This is a genomic window from Halalkalirubrum salinum, assembly GCF_005543295.1.
In the GTDB taxonomy this organism is placed as follows: domain Archaea; phylum Halobacteriota; class Halobacteria; order Halobacteriales; family Haloferacaceae; genus Halalkalirubrum; species Halalkalirubrum salinum.
This window is the reverse complement of sequence record NZ_SRSG01000026.1, coordinates 43,088-64,414: the sequence shown is the minus strand read 5'-3', so window position 1 is coordinate 64,414 and position 21,327 is coordinate 43,088. Positions and strand designations below refer to the sequence as shown.

General features: G+C 62.7%; 13 protein-coding genes. 3 read left to right on the top strand and 10 right to left on the bottom strand.

Annotation, left to right across the window (positions count from 1 at the left end; all coding sequences use genetic code 11):
* Positions 1 to 729 precede the first annotated feature (729 nt).
* Positions 730 to 1,038, bottom strand: coding sequence for a non-histone chromosomal MC1 family protein (locus tag E5K03_RS10915; RefSeq protein WP_138006881.1), 309 nt, complete (start codon positions 1,036 to 1,038; stop codon positions 730 to 732).
* A gap of 210 nt (positions 1,039 to 1,248) precedes the next feature.
* Between E5K03_RS10915 and E5K03_RS10910 the strand changes: the two genes are divergently transcribed.
* Together E5K03_RS10910 and E5K03_RS10905 are read left to right on the top strand one after the other, a co-directional pair.
* Positions 1,249 to 1,446, top strand: coding sequence for a hypothetical protein (locus tag E5K03_RS10910; protein ID WP_137198240.1), 198 nt, complete (start codon positions 1,249 to 1,251; stop codon positions 1,444 to 1,446).
* Between the two features lie 110 nt (positions 1,447 to 1,556).
* Complete coding sequence (locus E5K03_RS10905; RefSeq protein WP_138006880.1) at positions 1,557 to 2,612, top strand: quinone-dependent dihydroorotate dehydrogenase; 1,056 nt, start codon at positions 1,557 to 1,559, stop codon at positions 2,610 to 2,612.
* Positions 2,613 to 2,631: 19 nt separating this feature from the next.
* Here E5K03_RS10905 and E5K03_RS10900 read toward each other — a convergent pair whose 3' ends face one another.
* The 9 genes from E5K03_RS10900 to E5K03_RS10860 all read right to left on the bottom strand — a co-directional run bounded on the left by E5K03_RS10900 (position 2,632) and on the right by E5K03_RS10860 (position 17,109).
* A complete protein-coding gene (locus tag E5K03_RS10900) occupies positions 2,632 to 5,232 on the bottom strand; it encodes a valine--tRNA ligase (RefSeq protein ID WP_138006879.1) in 2,601 nt (866 codons plus the stop codon).
* Positions 5,233 to 5,372: 140 nt separating this feature from the next.
* Positions 5,373 to 6,614, bottom strand: a complete 1,242-nt coding sequence (locus tag E5K03_RS10895) for a trans-sulfuration enzyme family protein (RefSeq protein WP_138006878.1) — start codon at positions 6,612 to 6,614, stop codon at positions 5,373 to 5,375.
* Between the two features lie 116 nt (positions 6,615 to 6,730).
* A complete protein-coding gene (pheT, locus tag E5K03_RS10890) occupies positions 6,731 to 8,473 on the bottom strand; it encodes a phenylalanine--tRNA ligase subunit beta (RefSeq protein ID WP_138006877.1) in 1,743 nt (580 codons plus the stop codon).
* Complete coding sequence (gene pheS, locus E5K03_RS10885) at positions 8,473 to 9,978, bottom strand: phenylalanine--tRNA ligase subunit alpha (RefSeq protein ID WP_138006876.1); 1,506 nt, start codon at positions 9,976 to 9,978, stop codon at positions 8,473 to 8,475. Before pheS ends, pheT begins: the two co-directional genes overlap by 1 nt.
* 85 nt (positions 9,979 to 10,063) lie before the next feature.
* Entirely contained in the window at positions 10,064 to 10,921 is an 858-nt protein-coding gene (locus E5K03_RS10880) for a hypothetical protein (protein WP_138006875.1), read from the bottom strand.
* Between the two features lie 154 nt (positions 10,922 to 11,075).
* Positions 11,076 to 12,680, bottom strand: a complete 1,605-nt coding sequence (locus E5K03_RS10875) for a tryptophan--tRNA ligase (protein ID WP_138006883.1) — start codon at positions 12,678 to 12,680, stop codon at positions 11,076 to 11,078.
* The gene (gene endA, locus E5K03_RS10870) at positions 12,677 to 13,750 is read right to left on the bottom strand and encodes a tRNA-intron lyase (RefSeq protein WP_138006874.1); all 1,074 of its coding nucleotides are present in this window, start codon (positions 13,748 to 13,750) and stop codon (positions 12,677 to 12,679) included. Before endA ends, E5K03_RS10875 begins: the two co-directional genes overlap by 4 nt.
* 153 nt (positions 13,751 to 13,903) lie before the next feature.
* The gene (locus E5K03_RS10865; protein WP_138006873.1) at positions 13,904 to 14,698 is read right to left on the bottom strand and encodes a topoisomerase DNA-binding C4 zinc finger domain-containing protein; all 795 of its coding nucleotides are present in this window, start codon (positions 14,696 to 14,698) and stop codon (positions 13,904 to 13,906) included.
* 68 nt (positions 14,699 to 14,766) lie between these two features.
* Entirely contained in the window at positions 14,767 to 17,109 is a 2,343-nt protein-coding gene (locus tag E5K03_RS10860; protein ID WP_138006872.1) for a DEAD/DEAH box helicase, read from the bottom strand.
* 210 nt (positions 17,110 to 17,319) lie between these two features.
* On the opposite strand from E5K03_RS10860, the gene E5K03_RS10855 reads away from it, so the two are divergent.
* The gene (locus tag E5K03_RS10855) at positions 17,320 to 21,291 is read left to right on the top strand and encodes a glucodextranase DOMON-like domain-containing protein (RefSeq protein ID WP_138006871.1); all 3,972 of its coding nucleotides are present in this window, start codon (positions 17,320 to 17,322) and stop codon (positions 21,289 to 21,291) included.
* The last annotated feature ends 36 nt before the right edge of the window (positions 21,292 to 21,327 follow it).

Below are 21,327 nucleotides of genomic sequence, written 5' to 3'. Positions count from 1 at the left end.
TGGTATATTGCATGGTCCGTTGGATCGGGTCACCGGAATGGTGACGCGGTCAGCGTAGTGCTGGGTGGTCACGGGTATTCGGGTGGCACCGATCCAATATGGCTCACATCAGATCGCCTCGTGTACGGCGTACCGCAGGGGGGCAATCCTCATTTCTTCGGACCTGATTATTTCCTTCGGCAGGTATTAAACCCATCGAAGCGGCCAGGTCCAGCGAACTCTGAACGAGTTGAACGTTCAGCCGATCGCATCGCGTTTTTCGCATATATTCCGAATGCCCTGTTGTACTTAAGGGCGTCGGATCGTTGCCAGCCGATCGCCGATCGATCGGCAGCCGGGCGCGGGTCGCCTCCCACGCTGTTTCGCATTCAATTCGAGGAGAGGGGTATACTTAACACCGTCGAAGGAATCGCCCTACGGCATGCAGTTTCATGGCGCGTTGGTGTGTCGATTACTCGCATGATCACACCCAATCTTGAGCGGTTTAGACAAGCAGCGACACCGTCGAGTACCGCCGACAAGCGGCGTATGACACACAGGAGAGAGTATATAAAACGACAGCCGTCAGTCGGGAATATGTAACGAATAAAGAACGATGCGACTCGTCGAGCGTGGTGTTGCGCGGATGGAGACCAGACGGTCATCCCGTGCGTGTACACGTGGTCCCGCCGAGTGAGGGCCGCGCGTCTGTGTAACGCCGATACGTCGATAAAACCCTATCGACGGCGGCTACTCGTCGAGGTGTTCAATCCCCTGTTTTGAGACGTTGGCTTCAGTGATCTCGTCGGGCATCCAGTCGGGTTTGTCGTCCGGTGCTGTCTCGTTCCATGCCCATCCCTCGTATTTGTGTATCTTGTCGGTTCCTTTCTCGCGAAGGTGCAGTGGGACGCGTTCGGCGGCGTCCTCTGAGTCAGCAGGATTAAGCCGTCGTGCTGCCTTCAGAGCGGCCTGTCTTGGGGTGCTCCCCGAGAAGACGCTCTCTTCAGAACCATCCTCGGCTCGTAGCGCGAAATTGCGCTTACCGTCATCACGTACCATGGTTTGTTCTCCATGCGAAAGATAGACAGGGTATATAATAAATATATCGGGAAAATGAGGGCTAGATCGATCGACGAAGGCGGATTGTGGGCCTCCGATAGGACGAAAATAAACGACGGGAACAGCGCTGGGCCACATCGCAATCACGACTGAGAGCCGGTAAACAACACTTATGTATGCCCTGTGTCGAAACACATACAGATACCCGCGATGGTCCGCAAGAAGAAGCTCAGCCCGAGTGGCGCCAAAGACGAGAACGGCGAGTACCACAACGTCCACATCAATCTCCACGAGGACGAACTCGCTGTCGCCGGGATGGATATCGGCGACGAGGTGTTCGTTCGCGTGCGGGACGGAAAAATCATCATACAGAAGGCTGATTCAGACGACGTAGAACACGACTTTTGAACTGCCCGATTGTGTCGAAATTTCGAGTCCGAGCAGCGATCGCTCTCAGGTCGGCGACTGATTGCGGAGCGAAAGCAATCTCTATACCGATCGGTCAGCATATTCTGCCAATGAGCATCTACGACGCGTTGAAGCCGGTGTTGTTTTCCCTACCGCCGGAAACCGCCCACCGGCTCGTCCACCGCGTGCTGGGAGCCGCCCAGCACACGCCGATCGAGACCGCCGTTCAGAGCCAGTGTCAGGTCGACGACGATCGGCTCAAAACCACCGCATTCGACTGTTCGTTCCCAAACCCAGTTGGCGTGGCAGCTGGATTCGACAAGAACGCCGAGGTGCCGTCGATGCTGGCCGCACTCGGCTTTGGCCACGTGGAGGTCGGCGGGGTCACCGCGAAAAAACAACCCGGTAACCGGCGTCCCCGGCTGTTTCGGCTCCCCGAGGACGGCGCGTTGATAAACCGGATGGGCTTCAACAATGACGGAGCCGATCAGATCGGCCAACGGCTTGCGGAGTCGCCGCTACCGGATGTCCCGGTCGGGGTTAACATTGGAAAGTCAAAAACGACGCCGCTTGCGGATGCGCCGTCCGATTATGCGTACACCTTCGAGCGCGTGCGGGAGGCGGGCGATTATTTTGTCGTCAACGTTTCCAGCCCAAACACGCCAGGGCTCCGATCGCTGCAAAACCGCGACGCTCTCGAAGCGATCATCACACGGCTCGTCGACGCGGGAGCAGCGCCGTTGTTGGTAAAGCTATCACCGGATCTGCCGCGGGCAGCGATTTCAGAGGCACTGGCTGTAGTCGCCGAGTTCAATCTTGACGGCGTGATCGCGACAAACACGACAACCGCACGCCCAGACGAGCTGACGAACCCGAACAAAGCCGAGCGTGGCGGGCTCTCGGGAGCGCCGATCGAGGCCGAGGCCACCGACCTGATTCGATTTATTTACGATCGAACCGACGTGCCGATCGTCGGCGTTGGCGGGATCTCCGATGCAGACGGTGCGTACGAAAAGATACGCGCGGGCGCGAGCGTGGTCCAACTCTACACAGGATTGGTGTTCGAGGGACCAACAATCGCCCGCGATATCAACCGTGGGCTGGTCGAACGCCTCGAAGCAGATGGGTTCGACTCGATCGAGGCGGCGGTTGGAACCGAACAGTAACCGCGATTGGCTGCGCCGGTCAGTGGACGATCACAATCGTCTCGCCGGCGTCTAAGAATTCACCGTCACCAGAGTACTGTCGCGTTTCTTCGATCGAAAACGCCTCCGGATCGAGTTCAACGCCAGCGGCGTGCAAGTGGCCGTCTTCGATCTCGTAGTCGCCCGATTCGATCGCCGCCTCAATCTCGGGCACCTGCCCGCCGTACGTTGGGCCGACGATCGAATACTCCAGATCAATACCGGTCTGGACGGTCTCGATAGGGGCGTCGCCCTCGCGGACAGCCAACTCCTCGACCTGCATCACGCGTTGGATATCGTCCTCGAATCCCGCGACATCGCCGTACACCTCGACGGTGCCGAGCTCGGTGTTCAGCGGGAGCCCGTTGTCGCTTTTGTACTTTCTGAGCGCACCAATAACCTCGATCGCGCGCTCACCGGCAGCCCGATCGGCGGCAATGTCGAGCGGTTCGGGCCACGGCTGAGTGTGGAGACTCTCGCCGTCTGTCGCGTGCATGTCCTGATACAGCTCTTCTGTCACGTGTGCGAGGATCGGCGCGAACAGCTTGAGGAACCGCTCGTGGGCGGTCTGGAGCGTGTACGCTGCGGAGTTGTCGTCGCGTTCTTTGACGATTTCGAGGTAGTCGTCACAGAACGTGCCCCAGAAGAACGTCCGGAGGCGGTCTCTGGCCTTCGAGAACTCCCGGTGTTCGAGCCGATCGGTGATCACCTCGATTTCCTCATCGAGCGCGGCCAGCAGCCACGCGTCGATCGCCCGCAGTTCCTCGGGCTGGTCGACCCGCTCGTCGGGCGTCAACGAATCGACGAGCTTCGAGGCGTTCCACAGCTTCCGGATCAGTTTCTCGCCCGCGCGGAGCCCCTTCTCCTGGTAGGGCAGATCGTCGCCGATCGCCGAGCCGGCGGCCCAAAACCGCGCGGCGTCGACAGGGTATTTATCCAAGACAGCGTCGGGATCGACGACGTTTCCCTTCGATTTCGACATCTTCTCGCGGTTCTCATCGAGGACCATGCCGTTGATCATGACTGACTCGAAGGGCACCTCACCGGTGTGTTCGTAGCACTTGATCACCGTGTGGAACAGCCAAAAAGAGATGATGTCGTGGCCCTGCGGGCGGACGTCCATCGGGTAGATCTCAGGGCGATCCATGACGAACTCCTCGCCGTTGTGGTCCCAGCCGCTGTTGATGAGCGGCGTGAGCGACGATGTCGCCCACGTGTCGAGCACGTCCGATTCGGGGACAAACGTCTCGTGACCACACTCGGGACAGGCGTCGGCGGGCGGTTCGTCGCTGAGCGGATCGACCGGCAGGTCGTCTTTCGCTGCGATGATCTCCGTATCACAGTCCCCACAATACCACACCGGGAACGGAATACCAGACGATCGCTGTCTGGAGATAAGCCAATCCCACTGGAGGCCGTCGATCCAGTGTTCGTAGCGGGTGAACATCTTTTCGGGGAACCACTCCATCTCCCGGCCAGCCTCGAGGTACTCCTGTTTCTTGTCGAGTACCTCGATGTACCACTGTTTCGTGACGAGGAACTCGACGCCGGTCCCACAGCGTTCGTGAACGTTGACGGTGTGGGTGATCGCGCGGCGATCGACAAGGGCACCGGCCGCCTCGAGGTCGGCGACGATCGACTCGCGGGCGTCAGTCGAGGATTGGCCCTCGTACTCGCCAGCGACGTCGGTCAGGTGGCCCGATTCGTCAATCGCGATCCGCAGGTCCAGATCATGCGCCTGGTACCACTCGATGTCGGTCTGGTCGCCGAAGGTACAGCACATGACGACACCGGAGCCGGTTTCCATGTCGACGCGCTCATCTTCGATGATCGGCACCGTCTGGCCGAACAGCGGGATTTCGGCGTCCATACCGACCAGTTCGGCGTTCTCCTCGTCGTCGGGGTGGACGAAGACCGCAACACAGGCTGGAAGTAACTCGGGGCGGGTCGTCGAGATGACAAAGGAATCTCGCCCGCTCGCTGTTGGCTCGGTGAGCGCGAACTCGATGTCGTGGAAGTGGCTGTCGCGCTCGTCGTCTTCGGTTTCGACCTGTGAGATCGCCGTTTCACACTCGGGACACCAGATCGCCGGCGCTTTTTTGCGGTACTCACGACCCTGCTCGTAGAGGTCGACAAACGATAGTTGTGAGATCCGCTGGACGTCCTCCGAGATCGTCCGGTAGGTGTTGTTCCAGTCGATGGAGATTCCCATCGCCTGCATCTTTTCGGTGAACTCCTGTTCGTACTCCAGACAGATCTCTCGGCAGCGCTGTTGGAACTCTCGGCGCTCGTAGTCCTGGTGGCGGATGTCGAGTTCGCGTTCGGTGAGCCGTTCGGAGGCGATCCCGTTGTCGTCGTAGCCGAACGGGAACAACACGTCGTTGCCCGCCATGCGGTGGTAGCGCGCGACGATGTCCTGGAGGATTGAGCCGTACACGTGGCCCCAGTGAAGGCTGCCCGATACCGTCGGCGGCGGGGTGTCGATCGAGAAGGCAGTATCTGGATCGGCCGCGGCGTCGGGGTAGGCGTATGTCTCGTCGTCGACCCACCGTTTCTGCCACGTCGGCTCTGCGGTGTCGGGGTCGTATTCTCCACTGGGCATCTTCGGAGGAATTTCGGCTGCCTCCGGTGTTAAACGCCTCGGTCCACGGACGACAGCCGGCGACCAGCGATCGATCGGAGCGGGTGTCGGGCAACCGGGGCGAGGAGCGATCGACCGACAACGTGCGACGATCGGCCGTCTCAGACGTCGGCCGTCGGGGCCGGGCTGTCGGGGTCCACAATTGTCGACAGCGCACCGTCCAAATCGGCAAGGAGATCGTCGGTAGCCTCGATCCCGACTGAGATCCGCAACAGCGAATCGGAGATGCCGAGCGCGTCACGTTCGGCCTGCGTGAGCGGCGAGTGCGTCATCGTCGCAGGGTGTTCAACCAGTGACTCGACACCGCCGAGGCTGACCGCCAGCGGGAAGTGCTCTAGTGCATCAATGAACGCGAGGACGCCCTCGAAGTCCGTCGCAAGCTCGACGGACAACACGCCGCCAAACCCGGACATCTGTTTGCGAGCGAGTTCGTGTTGCGGGTGGCTTTCGAGCCCCGGGTAGTGAACCGCGGAGACTGCGGGGTGATCCTCAAGGAACTGTGCGATCGCAAGCGCGTTCTTTTCGTGGCGCTCCATCCGCAACGGGAGGGTTTTGATCCCGCGGAGGGTGAGATACGAGTCGAATGGGGACAACATCGCGCCGAGACCGACCTGCTGGAGGAACCCAATTTCCTCTGCAAGCGCGTCGTCGTCGGTGACGATCGCGCCGCCGATCGAATCGGAGTGTCCGTTGAGGTACTTCGTCGTGCTGTGAATCACCACGTCTGCCCCAAGTGCCAGCGGCCGCTGGAAGTACGGACTGGAAAAGGTATTGTCCACGCCTAAAGCCGCGTCGTGGGCGTGGGCGATCTCGGCAATCGCCGCGATATCACAGAGGTGAATCAGTGGGTTTGTGGGGGTCTCCATCCACACCAGTTCGGTCTCCGGGCGCATCGCCGCCTCGACGGCTGCGGTGTCAGTGGCGTCGACAAAGTCGACCTCGACACCCAGTCGATCGGCGAACAGCCGCTTGAGCATCGATCGCGTCCCGCCGTAGAGATCCTCGAAGGCCACGACGTGATCACCCGGCGAGAGGATACCCATCATAGTCGTGGCGATCGCCGCCGTCCCAGAGACCATCGCGAACGCGTGCTCGCCGCCTGCTAACGCGGTGAGACGGTGTTCCAACGCGTTCCGCGTCGGGTTCGACAGCCGCGAGTAGAGGTACTCACCCTGATCGGCGTCGACAGCTTCAAGACTCATCCCCCGCTCGATCTCGGGGATCGAGTACGTCGAAGAGAGGTGAACCGGAACCACCACGTCCTCGACGCCCGGAGCGGGGCCGCGGCCGCGCTCGCCGTAGGTCACCGCGTCCGTCTCGATCGATCGGTTGTGAGGATCCATGATAAATATCGGTACGCATTGGCACCTAAGTATTTCGTTCACGAACTTAGAAATGCAATAAAGGAATATTCGACGGCGGGAAATGCACTGCAGTAATGAACAAAACTCGGTCGCGATCAGGCCGCGAGCGCGTCCAGTCGCAGTTCGAACGCGGCAACGGGGAGTTCAAGATCGTGTTCGACGAGCACGGCAGGATGGATCTCCCCGAGAACGCCAACGTGTTCACCGTCAACGACGATCGCTGCCGCACGGCCGGGGATGAACGTCGGATGGTCGATCGCGGGCGTGGCGAATTCGACATCGAAGTCCGCACACAGCGCTTGCAGACGGGCTTTCGCGTCCTCGTAGCTGGCGTCGTTTCGCGCGAGCACCGCGGCGATCGATCGGTGCTCGGCGACGTTCGTGTTCTCCGTTTCGTCGACCCGTGCTGCGAGCCCAATTTCGGCGATATCCTGCGGATACGCCCGATGGGTGTTGTTTTCGAGCACCATCAGTAGCGAGGGCAGCACCCACGATCGAAGCTGGGTGTAGTCCTCGCTGTAGGGCTCAGTAATGACCGCGGGCTCGCCCGCACCAAAGTCGTCAGTTCCGGGTTCGATTCGCATTCGATCGTAGTTGTCTTCCACGGAGATCATGTGGAAGTTCAACAGGTCTTCGAAGCCGAGGCCGATGAGGCTCGCGCGGGCGGCGTCTTCGAGACGCGTCCGTTCGTGGCGGCCGCCAACGGTGCCGACATCCGGGTATGCCGGCTCCAGATTATTGAACCCATACGCGCGCCCGACATCGTCGATCAAGTCGTACGGATGCAACACGTCGACGCGATATGGCGGCACCTCGACCGTGTAGACCGTCTGCTCTCCAAGCGTGTACGTTGCGTCCAGTCCCGATCGCTCGAAGTGGTCGACGACCTCGTCAGCGGTGAGTTCGATCCCCAGCATCCGCTCGATTTCGGCGTGTGAAACCGCCTTTTCGTCCGTCTCGAAGTTCGGTCGAACGAGTTCCGCGCCGACGTCGGCGTACGGACCGGTCGCGTCTGGGTAGTGGATCTCGACTTCCTCGATCGTCCCACCGCGGGCGTCGAGCGCATAACAGAGGATGTTACACATGTGGTCGATCGTCCACTGGTCGGTTCCCGTTAGCTCGATGAGCAGGTCTCGCGAGTCCGTCGAGACCTCTGTCCGGCGGCCGTTGATGACCGGTGGAAACGAAAACAGCCCGAGCTCGTCGTAGATCGCCGGGTAGCGATCGTACTCGCTCACGAGGTCGGCGAACTTCTTCCCGGTGTCGTGTTCGGTGAGTACCTCACCGGGCGTGAGTGCAGCGTCCGAGTCCAGGGGCACGAACCGATCGCCGTCTGGCTCGATGCCAGTGTAGGTAATCGAGTTTCCGGTGGCGTCTTCGGCGAGAACCTTGCCTTTCAGCATCGTCAGGTCGTGAATGCCGATCGCGCCCTTCGCACGCTGACGGCCCATCGTCGCATGCAGCTTCTCTTGCAGTTGGATGAGCGAATCGAGCGCCTGCTCAGTGAGGTTCACGCCACGGACGACCGCGCCGGTGACGTAGGGACGCTCGTCGGGGACGTCTGGGTCAACTTCGTAGACCCAGTCAGGATCGTTCGTCTTCGGGACGTAGACGCCGCGGTCGTCGCCGTACTGGTAGCGCAGCGATCGCGCGACACCCTCGACCGAGAGTCGATCGAGCCGATCGGGCGCAAATTCCAGTTGCATCTCGCCCGAATCGGTTTCGCCCTCGTATTCGAGCCCGAGATTGAACAGATCGGTTTGCAACTCTTCGTCGGTCTTTTCGGCTGCGCCGGTGAGCCGGCGGAGTTCGTCGGGATCGACATCAACAACAGGCATCAGTAGAGCACCTCCGTTTCGCGAAGCAACTGCAGGTCACACAACGTTCCGTGAACGTCGCGGATATCCTCGAAGCCGTACATCAACATGAGCAGCCGCTCGAGTGCGAGCCCCCACGCCATCACGTCGACTTCGATTCCGAGCGGTTCGAGCACCTCCGCGCGGAACATCCCGGAGTTGCCGATCTCGACCAGTTCGCCGGTCGTCGGGTGCGTCCCGAACAGCTCGAAGGACGGCTCCGTGTAGGGATTGTAGTGGGGTTTGAACTCCAGATCGGTAATCCCGAACTGGGCATAGAACTCCTCGAAGGTGCCCATCAGGTCACGAACCGAGAGATCCTCGGCCATCACCCAGCCCTCGATCTGGAAGAACTCGAGGAGGTGGGTCGGATCGAGCGTGTCGTTACGGTAGACCTTCTCGACCGAAAAATACCGCTTTGGCGGCTCGATGTCCGCGCCGGCGTATCCGGAGAGGTACCGCATCGACAGCGAGGTCGTGTGCCCGCGCAGCGCGATCGCCTCGGCGAATTCGCGGCTCCACGGGGAGTGATAGCCGTCGCCGTCCTCGCTCACCCCGTTTCGGTGGGCGTCTTCGACCCGCTCGGCGAGGTCTTCGGGCACCGACCCGATCGGATCGACATCGAGCGCGAACCGATCCCAGTGGGTTCGCGCCGGGTGGTCCTGGGGCATGAACAGACAGTCGTTGATCCAAAAGTCCGCGTCGGCGTGTGGCCCCTCCATCTCTTTGAATCCCATCCCGACGAGGACGTCCTTGACCCGATCGGCGGTCTGTCTGAGGATGTGTTTCCGGCCGCCGTCGAGTTCGGGCGCATCGGCCTCGACGTTGTACTCGGTGAATTCGACATCTTCCCACTCCCCGGAGGTGAGCAGTTCGGGTGTGAGCCGATCGACCGTCTCTGCAGCCTCGATCCCTTCCATCAGCGCGGTCACGCCATCGTCGGTGAGTGTCACCGATCGGACCGTGCGCTCAGAGCGTTCGAGCAGCTCACGGCGTTCGAGTTGCTCGAGCAGTCCCGTGTCGTCGACGGACTCGCCGTCCGCGATCGCTGCAAGCGCGGTGCGTTCAGAGTCGGTGTCAGGATCGGCATCGGGATCCGCTGAGACGGCCCCGGCGTCGATCGAGCCGTACCCTTTGCGGGCGAAGTTCGAGAGCGCGATGTTGACCGCCGATCCCTTGAGTCCAGCCGTACCGAGCAGTTGTCCCATCTCGACGGGCTCATTGGCTGCGCCCGCCTCGATCGCTGCACGGTAGAGCCGCACCTCCGGAAGCCCCTCGGTCAGGTACGTCTCGCCCTCGGCAGTGAGTTCGGCACTCGTGGCCGTCGTTTCGTCGATCGAGACCAACCCCTCGTCGCGGAGATCAAACGCCGCCCGGGTGACGGTCTCGGGCTTCAGGCCAGTTTCCTCGGCCAGGCTGTCGACGGACGTGGGGTCGGTCGCGCTCGCAGCTTCCATGACTGCGAGCTGTGATTCTGGAAGTCGCATACTGTCTTGATTGCATAACGGAGGGGTCCGCAGTTATCCGTTCCGGACTCCGGCCAGCGGCTATCCGGCGGCCGAATGGCGGCGATCAGGCGACGGCGGCCGCCTCGATCGCATCTGGGTCCACTTCGAGGAACCGCTCTTCACAGTCCGCACAGACAACCGCGATGACATCCCAGGAGCGACAGCACGATTTGACAGTCTCTTCAGTCATCGCCACCTCGCCGCCACAGACCGGACAGCGATCGAGGAACGACCGGAATGCTTCGAGAATTGCGAACCGCTGGACGGGCACGATATCCATCCACATATCGGTACTCGAAGACAGCACCTCGTGGGCGGCAAGATCGGCGAGCAATGCCCCTTCGCTCGTCCAGCGGGCAATCCGGTCGCCGTCGGCGCTCGCAACGTGCCGATCGAACTGGTCGGTCTCGAGGGTCACTGACTGCGCCGATGGGAGGCCACGAAGTGAATGGATAGCCGCCGCCTGGGCGTCACGATCCGCTTCGAGTTCGTCGAGTGCAGCCCGCCACCGATCGGCGAACGATGCCGTGAGACAGACGTCGTCGTCGCAGGGTTCGATGACGCCCGCCGACAGGAGCGTCTCGACGGGATCGACGAGATCTGCTTCGTCGGGGACAGTGTCGTCTATGGTATCGATATCGGGTTGATCGACCGGCGAGCCGTCCGCTGGAAGCTTATCGAACCGTGCGAGCAGCCAGTCGGGGAAGTATCGCTTTGTCAACTCGGGTGTCCCCGGGACGAGGTACCCACGGAGCCAGATCGAGCCGAGTCCGACAAGGGTGAAGGCGATCGCAAGCGGCACCGAAACGAAAAAAAGCGCAATCGCTCCGATCGCAGTCAATGCGACATTTACGATCGTACACGGGATGCAGCGGTTCTCGCCGGTGTACTCGGGTTGACGTATCTGGGTGAATAGGGACATAGCTACGTATACCACAACTGAAAAGATAAGCGTTTGCGCCAGGCACAGACAGCAGCCAGCGGCCGTGTTACATCATCAACGAGCGCACGGAGAACGCGCCTCGGCGATCGAAATGCGGTATCCGCGGCTGAAAGGAGTGTGCCAGCGAGTACAATTAGTGTGCGCCGCCGGGGCCACGGCGATCGAGATCGAGATCGATGTCAAGCTCCGAAAGCAGCTCCGCAGCTTCCTCGCGTTTTTCGTGATGATCGGCGAGGAACTCCTTCATGAGCTGTGCGGCCTGTTCTTTACAATCGCCACAGAGTCGATCGCCGCCGGCACACTCCTCGTAGACGCGGGTTGCGAACTCGTCGTCGTCCGCAGCGAGGAGGTACGCGTACAGCTCGTAGACGGGGCACTTGTCGGGCTCGCCGCCGAGTTCGCGCTGTTCGGCGGCGGTCTGTCGCCCACCGGTGGAGGCGGCTTTCACCTTGTCGTAGCCGTCTTCGGGATCGTCGAGCAGCGAGATGTGGCTCGCAGGGATCGACGAAGACATCTTCCCGCCGGTGAGCCCGGACATGAATCGGTGGTAGATCGACGACGGCTGCATGAAGCCAAAGCCGCCGTGGTCGAGTTCGACCTCGCGGGCCAACTCCTCAGCGGCTCCGAGATCGAGGTCAAACGAGTCGATGTGACCCTCGTAGACGCGTTTCTCACCGTCGATCGCCCCGATCATCGCCTCAAACGCCGCCTCGGGGCCGTGACGATGGAAGAACCGCACGCGAGGGCGAAGCGGTTCCTTGCCGGCGGATTCGAGCTTGCCGATCGCCGATCGGCGGGCGGGCTCGAACTCTGGGTCTATGTCGGCCATCGACAGCCACTGGGCGGCGTCCTCACAGCGGACCGGCTCATCGGCGGCGGTATGGCCATCTGCGTCAGGGGCCGTCTCAGACGAGAGCGAGTCGTATGCGTCTCCCAGGAGGACCCGCTCGGCGTCGTCAGCCTCGAAGCTCGCGAACGCCTCAGTTACTTTGAAATACCGCATTCTGACGGCCAGATCGCGGGCGAACCGGACGTGTGGGTCCTGATCGGGGCCGACCGGGATGACGGTCGGCTTCGGCTCGTCGGCCAACTGCGGATAGAGGATGTCGGCCATCTGGGTTACGACGCTTTGCATGTGCGAGACGCTCGTCTCGCCGTCGAAGCCGTAGATCGCCTCGAACTCCGAGAAGTTCGCCCGCGAGCCCAACTCGAAGCCCAGGTCCTGGACATCGCGGTTCGTCGACTGCCGGTAGAGCGTCCCTTCGTCGGGATCGAACCCGAGCGCGAGCAGGCTGAGCAGGTAGTTTCTCGCGTGCTCGTCGATCTCCGGCCAGCTGATCCCGCGTGCGGAGTGTGCCTCGAGATCAGCAATGAGCCCGTAGACGTCCCCGCCGCGCTGTTGATGCCAGATCAGCTCGTCGAAAACGAGCTTGTGGCCGATGTGGGGATCGCCGGTCGGCATGAACCCAGACAGCGCCGCAAAGGGGTCGTCGTTGGCCATCGCCGCGGCGACACGATCGTACTCGCGGTGCCCAAAGATGACACCGCGGCGCATCAGGTAGTGGGGATACGGCACGTCAGCGAGGACGTCCTCGAAGGATTCGATCCCGAACTCAGAAAAGAGGTCCCCGTAGTCGCCGATCGTCGAGGAGCCCCACGGATCGATGGCGACGCTGTCGGCTCCTTCTGCTGTGCCACCGTCCGCATAGATGTCGGTTGGGGTGTCCTCGTCGGTCATGGTGTCAAGCGGCTCGCCGAAAGCCACGTTATCTGTCCTGTCGCGTCGGTCAACGCAAAAACCATTCGTTTCCGGACCCCGCCGGCAAGTCGGACGTCGAGTGACAGCTCCCTAGGATCGAAAACGTGATCCGGCGGAACGACCCGAACCAGCCGCTCTGAGTGTGGCAGCTCCGAGACCGTCTCGACCGCGTCGTACGTCCGGAAATCCGCGCCGAATTTGAATCCCGTTTTGGGAACTACGTCCTGTGCGCGAAGGTGTTCGTACACTGCGAGCCGGCGATCGAACCGCTCGCCCTCAACTGCCCGGCCGCGTTCAACGATCGCCGCGTACGGATCAGACTCACCAGCCACAGAGAGTCGATCGATCGCCGCAAGTCCCGCAGCCTCGACCAATGACAGCTGGATCGCTCCCTCGACGATCGCCGCTCGTCCCGAGAGCGGCTGGCCGTAGAATCCCCGTTCGTGGACTGCGTCAGGTGGATCCCAGCAGACAACCCGATCGCCGATGAGTTCGGCCTCGATCGGCTCTGGTGGTTCGTACATCGAGGCCCCCTCGAACGACGGGCGCGTCAGCTCGAAGTAGGTGATCTCGCTTTCTTCGTCGACGATCGCAAGCGTCCGGCCAGCCAGCCCGGCGGCTGGGATCCGCTCACGCTCGCCGTGGACCGAGATCCGGTGTGCAACCGACCCGTCGCCGGGCCCGCTGCCGCGTGGGTAGACCGTGAAGTCGATCGGAGACGTCTCGTCGAGAGCGTCCGCACCAGGCCAGCCCTTCCGTGCCGGTGAGAGGTAAAAACCGCGATCGCGCAGGTCCGAGTAGACGAGAAAGCGCTTCGTGAACGCGGTCGTCTCCCCGGCTGTGTGGATGAAAAACGGCTCGAAGTCGAGGCGATCGCCATCGACGACAACCGCGTCGAGGTCGCCCCGGAACAGCAGGTGGGCGGCCTCGACGGCCGTGAGTTCGATGCGATCGCCGCCGGCTGGTCGGCCGTAGCCGCGGGCGTCGTAGAACCGCTGTTTCGCGTTGCCGCCGAGTTCGACGGCGTCCTCGCGGAGGGTTCCGTCCATGTACCGAGGGGGGTTCTGGGCAGACAAAGACGCACCGATCGTCCGCAACTCATAGCGTCGATGAGCACCACCAACCCAGAGCGTGGACGATCGCTGCTAACTCACAATGCAGACGATCGCCGCTAACTCACAATGCAGACGATCGCCGCTAACTCACAATGCAGACGATCGATCGCCGGACGGCCAAAACGGTCGACCGCCGTCAGTAGCGTGCGATCCGTGGTCACAGGTCCCGTCGAGACAGCGCTCGCCCGCGGGGGTGTCGAACACGGGGAGCCCACAAGCACAGGCTCCTGAGATCGTACCCGAAGGGATCGAAAACGTCGTCTCGCAGTCCGGATACGCCGAACAGCCGAGAAAGATTCGTCCGTCTGGGCTTTTCACCGACAGCGGCGAGCCACAATCTGGACAGTCCCACTCGCCCTCGAAACGATCGCGGACGGCATCGGCGAGACCCTCACACGCGTAGTCGACACAAAGTTCGAATCGCTCCCCGCGCTCGACGGCCATTTTCGGTAGTCCACACGCCTCACAGGTATCGTCGAGGATGGCCGCACCCGAGGGGAGGCCGTAGCGGTCCTCGCAGTCGAGACACCGTACGTCACCGCGAATCCGCACGAGCGGTCCCGAGCAGTCCGGACAGGTCCCGATCGGCGTGCCGGCCGCCCCGATCGGCGCAGACCACGCACGGCCCTTTGCATTAGAGACAACTCGTAGCGTCTGCTCGCCTGCCTGTGCGACGATCGAAAACCCGGCGTCGTCCTCCTCAATCGTGAGTTCGTCGGGACGGGTCAGCCACGCGACGGGCTGGTAGCCGTCAGCGTCGTGGACGAGTACGGTGCGATCGGGCTTGACCACGATCACGACCGTGCCGCGTTGGGTCTGGCTCCGCGTCCCGTCGAATTTCGTCGTGCAGTCGCCGGTGAACAGCCGAACAGTCTCGGACATACAGCGGGGTGGCCTCGCGATCGTACGTAAATCTCCGGCGACCAGGGCCAGTAAAGTACGCCTACTTTTCACTCGACGCGGACCGTCCGCGAGGCCTGCACCGGCAACAGCGGCAGATCGGGAAACGTCACCTCGATCGTATACTCGAGTTCGTCGGCCGCCGGCGAGCCAAACGCCGCGATCGGCGTCGTCGTCCGATCGGCGAGATACGCCGTGGTTTCGCTCATCTCGACGCCGTTGACTGTGACGCGAATCCCGGCACGGGCAGCACCGCCGTGGTTTTCGATCGTTGCCTCGACCAGTTTGTTATCGCCGGTCGCGATCTCGTCGGGCAGCACCCCCCAGTCGACCTCGATCCGTGGGAGTTCACCCGCAGCATCGACGACTCGTGTTGCGACCCCGGCAGAGAATCCGGCGTTCGTCAATTCGCGGTGGCCGGCCGCGAGCACGTCTGCCGGCGAGGTCAGCCCTGCGTTCGCGAGCGTCTCTGCACGCCCCGCGCCGACGCCGTCGATCGCAGTGAGCGCGACCGCGGAAGCAGCGACACCGTTTTCGACTCGCGATTCGACGCGGCAGGCGAGGTTTGCCGCCCGCGGCCCCGAGAAGCGATCCAGAAACTCCCCGAGCGCCGCGAGCAGCCGGAGGGCGTTCTGGCGGATTATCCATGCGTCACTGCGGAGGTCGCCCGGGATCGAATCGGCCATGCTCGCCTCCAAGATCGCACGGACCTTCCGGTGGCCGTCGTCGAGGTCAGTGTCGACTCCCCGGAGGACGTTTCCGATCGCGTCCGATTCGGCTTGTCTGGCAGAGACACTGTCGAAGGCCGCGCTCGCAGCGACCGTCTCGAGAATGTCGTCGGCAGTGAGCCGATCGCGATCGGCGAGCTGTCGGAACGCGTAGGCGGTATCGAGGTCGAGGTAGTACTTCGAGGTGAGCCGGCCAAGCGCGGTGGCGTCAATGCCGAGGTCGTCGTCGGTCTCGACGAAGCCGCGATCGACGAGCCGTTCGAGCGAGGATCGGACCCGATCGCGCAGGCCGTCGAAACCGTACTCTTCGGGCTTCGAGCGGGCTCGCTGGTAGTAGAACGTGGTTTCGAGCCACGACAGCACGTCCTCGAGATCGGCGATCGTCCCCATGGCGATCTCGGCGTTCAGGTGAGCGTCGAGATCAGCCGCGAGTCGCGACTCGATCTCCGTGCCGTCGGTGAGCAGCGTGCGGTACTTGTCGGCGTCGCCACGGTCGCACACGACCCAGCCGTAGCCCACGTCGTCGTAGCCCGGCCGCCCAGCCCGCCCGAGCATCTGGAGGATGTCGAGTGGGCTGATGTCGACCTCGCCCTCCAGCGGATCGTGGTGTTTGGTGTCTCGGATGACGACACACCGCGCCGGGAGATTCACGCCCCACGCGAGCGTAGAAGTCGAAAACAACAGCTGAACAGTGCCGTCTTTGAACCACGCCTCGACCTGGTCGCGATCGCCCTTCGACAGGCCCGCGTGGTGAAACGCGACGCCGTCAGGGATCGACTTCCGAAGCGTCTCGTTGTCCAATTCCTTTGCGGCCGTGTGGACATCGTAGTCGCCGCGAGCGCCCATTGGGATATCGCGTTCGGCAATCTCGTCACGAGCCTTCTGGGCCGCCCGAACGGTGTCCTGTCGCGACGAGACAAACACGAGCGCCTGCCCGCCGTCGGTGATGTGTGGCTCTGCGAGGTCGATCGCCTTCGAGAGCCGGATGTACTTGTCGACGAAGGCGTTCTGTCCGTGCGTGTACGTCTGTACGCCCGAGTGCAAGTCGACCGGGCGGTAGTCCTCGTCGAACGCAAAGACCGCGTCGGGCGGCGCATCGAGCCACGCGGCCACATCATCGATGTTAGGCATTGTGGCCGACAGCGCGACAATTCGGGGAGCACAGAGCCGCCGGAGCCGCGAGACGGTAACTTCGAGCACGCCGCCGCGGCCGTCCGAGTCCAGCAGGTGAACCTCGTCAATAACACAGCAGTCGATATCGGTAATGAACGAGTACCGCGGCGAGTCGTGCTTTCGGGTCGCCGAGTCGGTCTTTTCAGGCGTCATCACGAGAATGTCTGCCCGTTCGGCCCGGCGGGGATTGAGATCGCGCTCGCCAGTGACGACGTACACCGAGTATCCAAGCGACTCAAAGCGCTCCCAATCAGCCTCTTTTTCGTTTGTGAGCGCCCGAAGCGGCGCGATAAACAGTGCCGTCCCGCCGTCCTGGAGCGTTTTACAGATTGCGAGCTCAGCGAGTGCCGTCTTCCCGGAGCCAGTTGGTGCGCTCGCAACGACGTTCGCGTCGCTGTCGAGCAGTGCAGACAGCGCCTCGCGCTGCATTCGATTGAACTCCGAAAACCCGAACGCGTCGGCGAATTCTGGAACCGCATCGGCAACCTTCATCGGCTCTCACCGGCGGCAATCCTCATCACGCAAAGCCGAGTGCTCCGCAGGCAAATGCGTTTCCTTCGATCGCGCCAGGCCGCGAACTGCCCTGCCAACAACTCGATATACAAGTATGAGGTGATTTTTCGTAAAGATTTAACTCGGCGCGTTGACTGCATACGAGACAGAGTCACGCATGTACAACCGCCCCCCAGTACACCGAAAGGCATGAGCGATCGACCACACACCCCGACGGCGAGCCGGCGGGCCGTCCTCGGCGGGCTCGCGGGAATTGGACTGCTCTCTGTGGCCCCGACGGGCGCGGCCGCCGATCGGCTCGCCGCGCGCAGGCAGGTCACAGACGTGGGTGCAGCCTCACACCACCCCGGCGAGCCGCGGTTCGTCCACGTCGGCGAGACGCTCTGGAACCCGGCGTGGGTCTCCCCGGAGTACATCAGCGATCGCGATAACCTCGCCCCCCGGATCCCAGACCCGAGCGCCGATCCTGAGGGGTACGACGCCGCAGATTTCTCGTGGCGCATCGTCGATCGCCCGGACGGCAGCGACGCCGAGATCACGTACGCGTCCTCGCTGTTCGACGACCAGCCGCGCTACGACGCCGGCCGAGACAACGTCGGCGAGTTCGAGGCAGACGTCCCCGGACGGTACACGATCGAACTCGAGGCCCCGGACGGCACCCATGAGTGGACGATCCACGCCTTCCCCGAGGTCGACGACAGCGAGGGCGGTCCGCCGCGAATCGAGCTGTCCGGCTCCGTCGAGGGCTCGACGTTCGAGATCGAAACGAACGCGAAGACCGCGCCGAACAGCCGGACATCGATCGCCGATCTGGAGGCGATTTTTGTCGCTGACGACCGCGACGCGCTCGAAACCGAGGCGATCGAGGTCGACGGACTGACCGCAACGGTTCCCGTCGACGCACTCAACGACGAGCGTGCGCGCGTCCACGCGGTCGTCTACGACGGGAGTCAATCCAGCGTTGTTGACACGATCGAGCTCTCGCCGGACGGGGCAATTGAGCTGCCGAACCGCCCGCCAGAGTGGATGAACGACGCGGTCATGTACCAGATCTTCACGCGATCGTGGGCGGGTCGTCGCGGCGAAACGACGTTCCAGACGCTCGCAGAGGGCGACGAGATCGCCCGCGGCGTCGACTACCTCGACGAACTCGGGATCGACGTCGTCTGGCTCACGCCGATCCACCCCGCGGTGAGCGCCGAGCGGGAGTTCCCCGGCGGCGGCCCACACGGCTACGACATCACCAACTACTTCGACGTTGCCGATGATCTCGTTCCCGAGGGTGAGGAAGGGCTTGCGGCGTACGAGGCGTTCGTCGACGCCTGCCACGACCACGATATCAAGGTCTGTTTAGACGTCGTCATCAACCACTGTGGGCGGACACTGCCAAAGTTTCAGGACACGATCGAACACCAGACCGACGAGCCGGAGTTCTGGCCGATCGTCGAGGCGTGGGACGAGGAGTCGCCGTACTTCGACTGGTTCGATCGCCTCGACGTTCCCTTCGAACACGACGGCGAGACGCTCGAAGTCGCTCCCCATGCAACGGGCTTTTGGAACCTGCAGTTGCACCCGAACTTCAACTTCGACAACGTGGCCGTCCGCGAGTACATGCTCGCGTTCGCGGACTTCTGGGCCGGCGAGATCGGCGTCGACGCCTTCCGCTGTGACATCGCGTGGGGCGTCCCCCACAGCTTCTGGAAGGAGTTCCGCGAGGTCGTCCGCGCCGCCGACAGCGAGTTCATGCTGCTCGACGAGGCGATCCCCAACGATCGCGCGTTCTCGGAAAACGAGTTCGACGCACACTTCGACACCGAGGAATTCACCGTTCCGGCCCACCAGATCGCCCGCGGTGAGGCCGATCTCGACGCCCTCTTCGAAGCGATCCGGGAGCGTCAAAACGAGGGCTTTCCGGATCACACGCTGTTTTTGAACGCGATCGAAAACCACGACGAGAACCGGACGCTCAACGAGGCAATGGACGGCACGCGTGGCGATCCACGTAAAGCTCAGCGGGCGGTATGGGCCGCTGGCGTGGCGCTGCCAGGCGTCCCGTTCGTCTACTACGGTCAAGAGCGAGCGGTTTCAGAGTACGGCGAGAATCGCCATCAGGGCGACGAAGATCCCAGAACGGAAGGCGACGTCCGGCCGGACGGGATGCAACGAGCGTTCATGAACTGGGAGGAATACGACGAGGAGCACCTCGCGTTCTACCAGGAACTGATCGAGACCTACCACGAATTAGACGTACTCAAACCCGAGGCCGCGCTTTCGGGCGCGTGGTCGAACAGTATGAGCGACGCGCTCGTCTTCGGCCGGGACGCGAGCGGGCTCGACGACGTGGACGGTCCCGATCGCGCCATCGTCGTGATCAATCCCGATCCGGGCGAAGCGGGAGTGTTTCTCCGCCCGAGCGTCGACGGCGTCGACCTCGTCACCGGCGCAGATATCAGCCAGGAAACGGTCTCGAACGCAACGGAGGTCGCCGTGGACACGATCGCGATTCTCGAAACCCCCGATCTCCTCGAGATCGGCTCGCGCGTCGCGGCGTTCGACCCCGAAACCGGCACCGACGACGGCCCAGGCGGCTACGTCTATCCCGCTGACGAGGCGTACACCGAAGGCGCACTCGACATCGACGAGTTCACCCTCCATGAGACGCCCGAGGCCTACCAGTTCCGGTTGGTCGTCGACGGCGACCTGACGAATCACCGCGATCGCCCAGAAGGCTTCACCGTCCAGCACCTGCAGGTGTACCTCCGCGACCCCGAGGCCGACAGCGGCACGACCGCGATGCGAGAGGGCGCAAACGCGGCCCTTACCGAGCCGCACCAGCTGCGGGTGGTCGTCGACGGCGATCGCGGCGCGCGGCTCGAACAACACGATGGAGAGGAGGTAACCGAGGGACGCGTCCAGGTCAACGAGGTGACCGGCGCGATCGTCGCAAACCTCCCAAAAAACGCCTTCGAGCGCCCGCTGTCGGCCTACAGCGTCGCTCCGGTGTTGTTCGGCTACGATCCCGACAGGCCGGGCAACATTGCGCAGGTGGCTGCCGATGCGACCGAGACGACGTTCGGCGGCGGTGAGGACGGCGACGCGAATCCGAACGTGATCGATCTGGTGACCGACAGCACCGTCGATCGCGCCGACGCGCTCGCATACAGCGCGGACTCGCCCGCAGCGATCGGGTACATACCGCTTGAAACCCCGTTCGAGTCAGTAACGACGATCGACGTCCCGACGGGCGAACCGTACGGTCCAGGAACCTACGAGGTCCCGACCGGCGAAGACTACTACGAGGCCGCCTGGGATATCGACGAGTTTGCGATCGAGGCGTCCCGCGACGACGTGGCCTTCGAGTTCACGCTTGCGGAGCCCCCAGAGAACCCCTGGGGCTTCGATCCGGGCTTTAGCCACCCGTTCTTCCAGGTGTACGTCCACGATCCAGACGCGGATGGCCCCGAATCGACCACCGGACGGACGGGAACCAACATCGAGACGGAGGTACCCTACCACTACCGCGTGGTCGTCCACGGGGAGGGGACGATGGCCGTCGAGGACGCCGAGGGCAACGGCGTAACGAACGACGTGTCAGCAGAAACCGACGGCGAGACCGTTCAGATCGTCCTCCCACGGGCGGCGATCGGCTGGGACCGCGAGGCCGGGATTGCACTCGCGCCAACAGTAATGCCCTACGACGGCTTCGGCGACGGTGGGATCCGGCCGATCGGTCCCGAGGCCGAGGAACACACGATCGGTGGCGGCCGCGAAGGCGGGCGCGATCCAGCAGTCATGGACATGGTCACGCCCGACGGTGTCGATCGCACAGACGTGCTGTCGGAGTACGACGAAGACACCCGGGCGGCGATCCCGTTCGTGACGGTCGGCGATCTAAGCCGCGAGGATCTGCTCGCAGACGTCGGTGACGATGAATCGGAAACGGAGTCAGACGGAGCGGATGACGACACCGACGAAGACAGCAGCGAAGATAGCAGTGAAGATGATAACAGCGAAGACGCGTCGGACAACGAGTCTGAGGCACCCGAAGGCGAAGCCGACGGTGCGGACAACATTCCCGGCTTCGGACTCGGTGCGGGCGCGGCCGCGATCGGCGGCGGCGCACTCGCGGCAAAACGGCTGCACGATCGCGATAGCCCCTAATATTGGTTCTGATATTTTTACCAGCATCACTATATA

Coding starts and splice junctions, on each gene's coding strand:
- E5K03_RS10895 (WP_138006878.1), bottom strand. CDS start 6,614: ATGGATCCTCACAACCGATCGATCGAGACGGACGCGGTGACCTACGGC.
- endA (WP_138006874.1), bottom strand. CDS start 13,750: ATGGACGGAACCCTCCGCGAGGACGCCGTCGAACTCGGCGGCAACGCG.
- E5K03_RS10900 (WP_138006879.1), bottom strand. CDS start 5,232: ATGCCCAGTGGAGAATACGACCCCGACACCGCAGAGCCGACGTGGCAG.
- E5K03_RS10905 (WP_138006880.1), top strand. CDS start 1,557: ATGAGCATCTACGACGCGTTGAAGCCGGTGTTGTTTTCCCTACCGCCG.
- E5K03_RS10915 (WP_138006881.1), bottom strand. CDS start 1,038: ATGGTACGTGATGACGGTAAGCGCAATTTCGCGCTACGAGCCGAGGAT.
- pheT (WP_138006877.1), bottom strand. CDS start 8,473: ATGCCTGTTGTTGATGTCGATCCCGACGAACTCCGCCGGCTCACCGGC.
- E5K03_RS10860 (WP_138006872.1), bottom strand. CDS start 17,109: ATGAAGGTTGCCGATGCGGTTCCAGAATTCGCCGACGCGTTCGGGTTT.
- E5K03_RS10875 (WP_138006883.1), bottom strand. CDS start 12,680: ATGACCGACGAGGACACCCCAACCGACATCTATGCGGACGGTGGCACA.
- E5K03_RS10910 (WP_137198240.1), top strand. CDS start 1,249: ATGGTCCGCAAGAAGAAGCTCAGCCCGAGTGGCGCCAAAGACGAGAAC.
- E5K03_RS10855 (WP_138006871.1), top strand. CDS start 17,320: ATGAGCGATCGACCACACACCCCGACGGCGAGCCGGCGGGCCGTCCTC.
- E5K03_RS10880 (WP_138006875.1), bottom strand. CDS start 10,921: ATGTCCCTATTCACCCAGATACGTCAACCCGAGTACACCGGCGAGAAC.
- E5K03_RS10865 (WP_138006873.1), bottom strand. CDS start 14,698: ATGTCCGAGACTGTTCGGCTGTTCACCGGCGACTGCACGACGAAATTC.
- pheS (WP_138006876.1), bottom strand. CDS start 9,978: ATGCGACTTCCAGAATCACAGCTCGCAGTCATGGAAGCTGCGAGCGCG.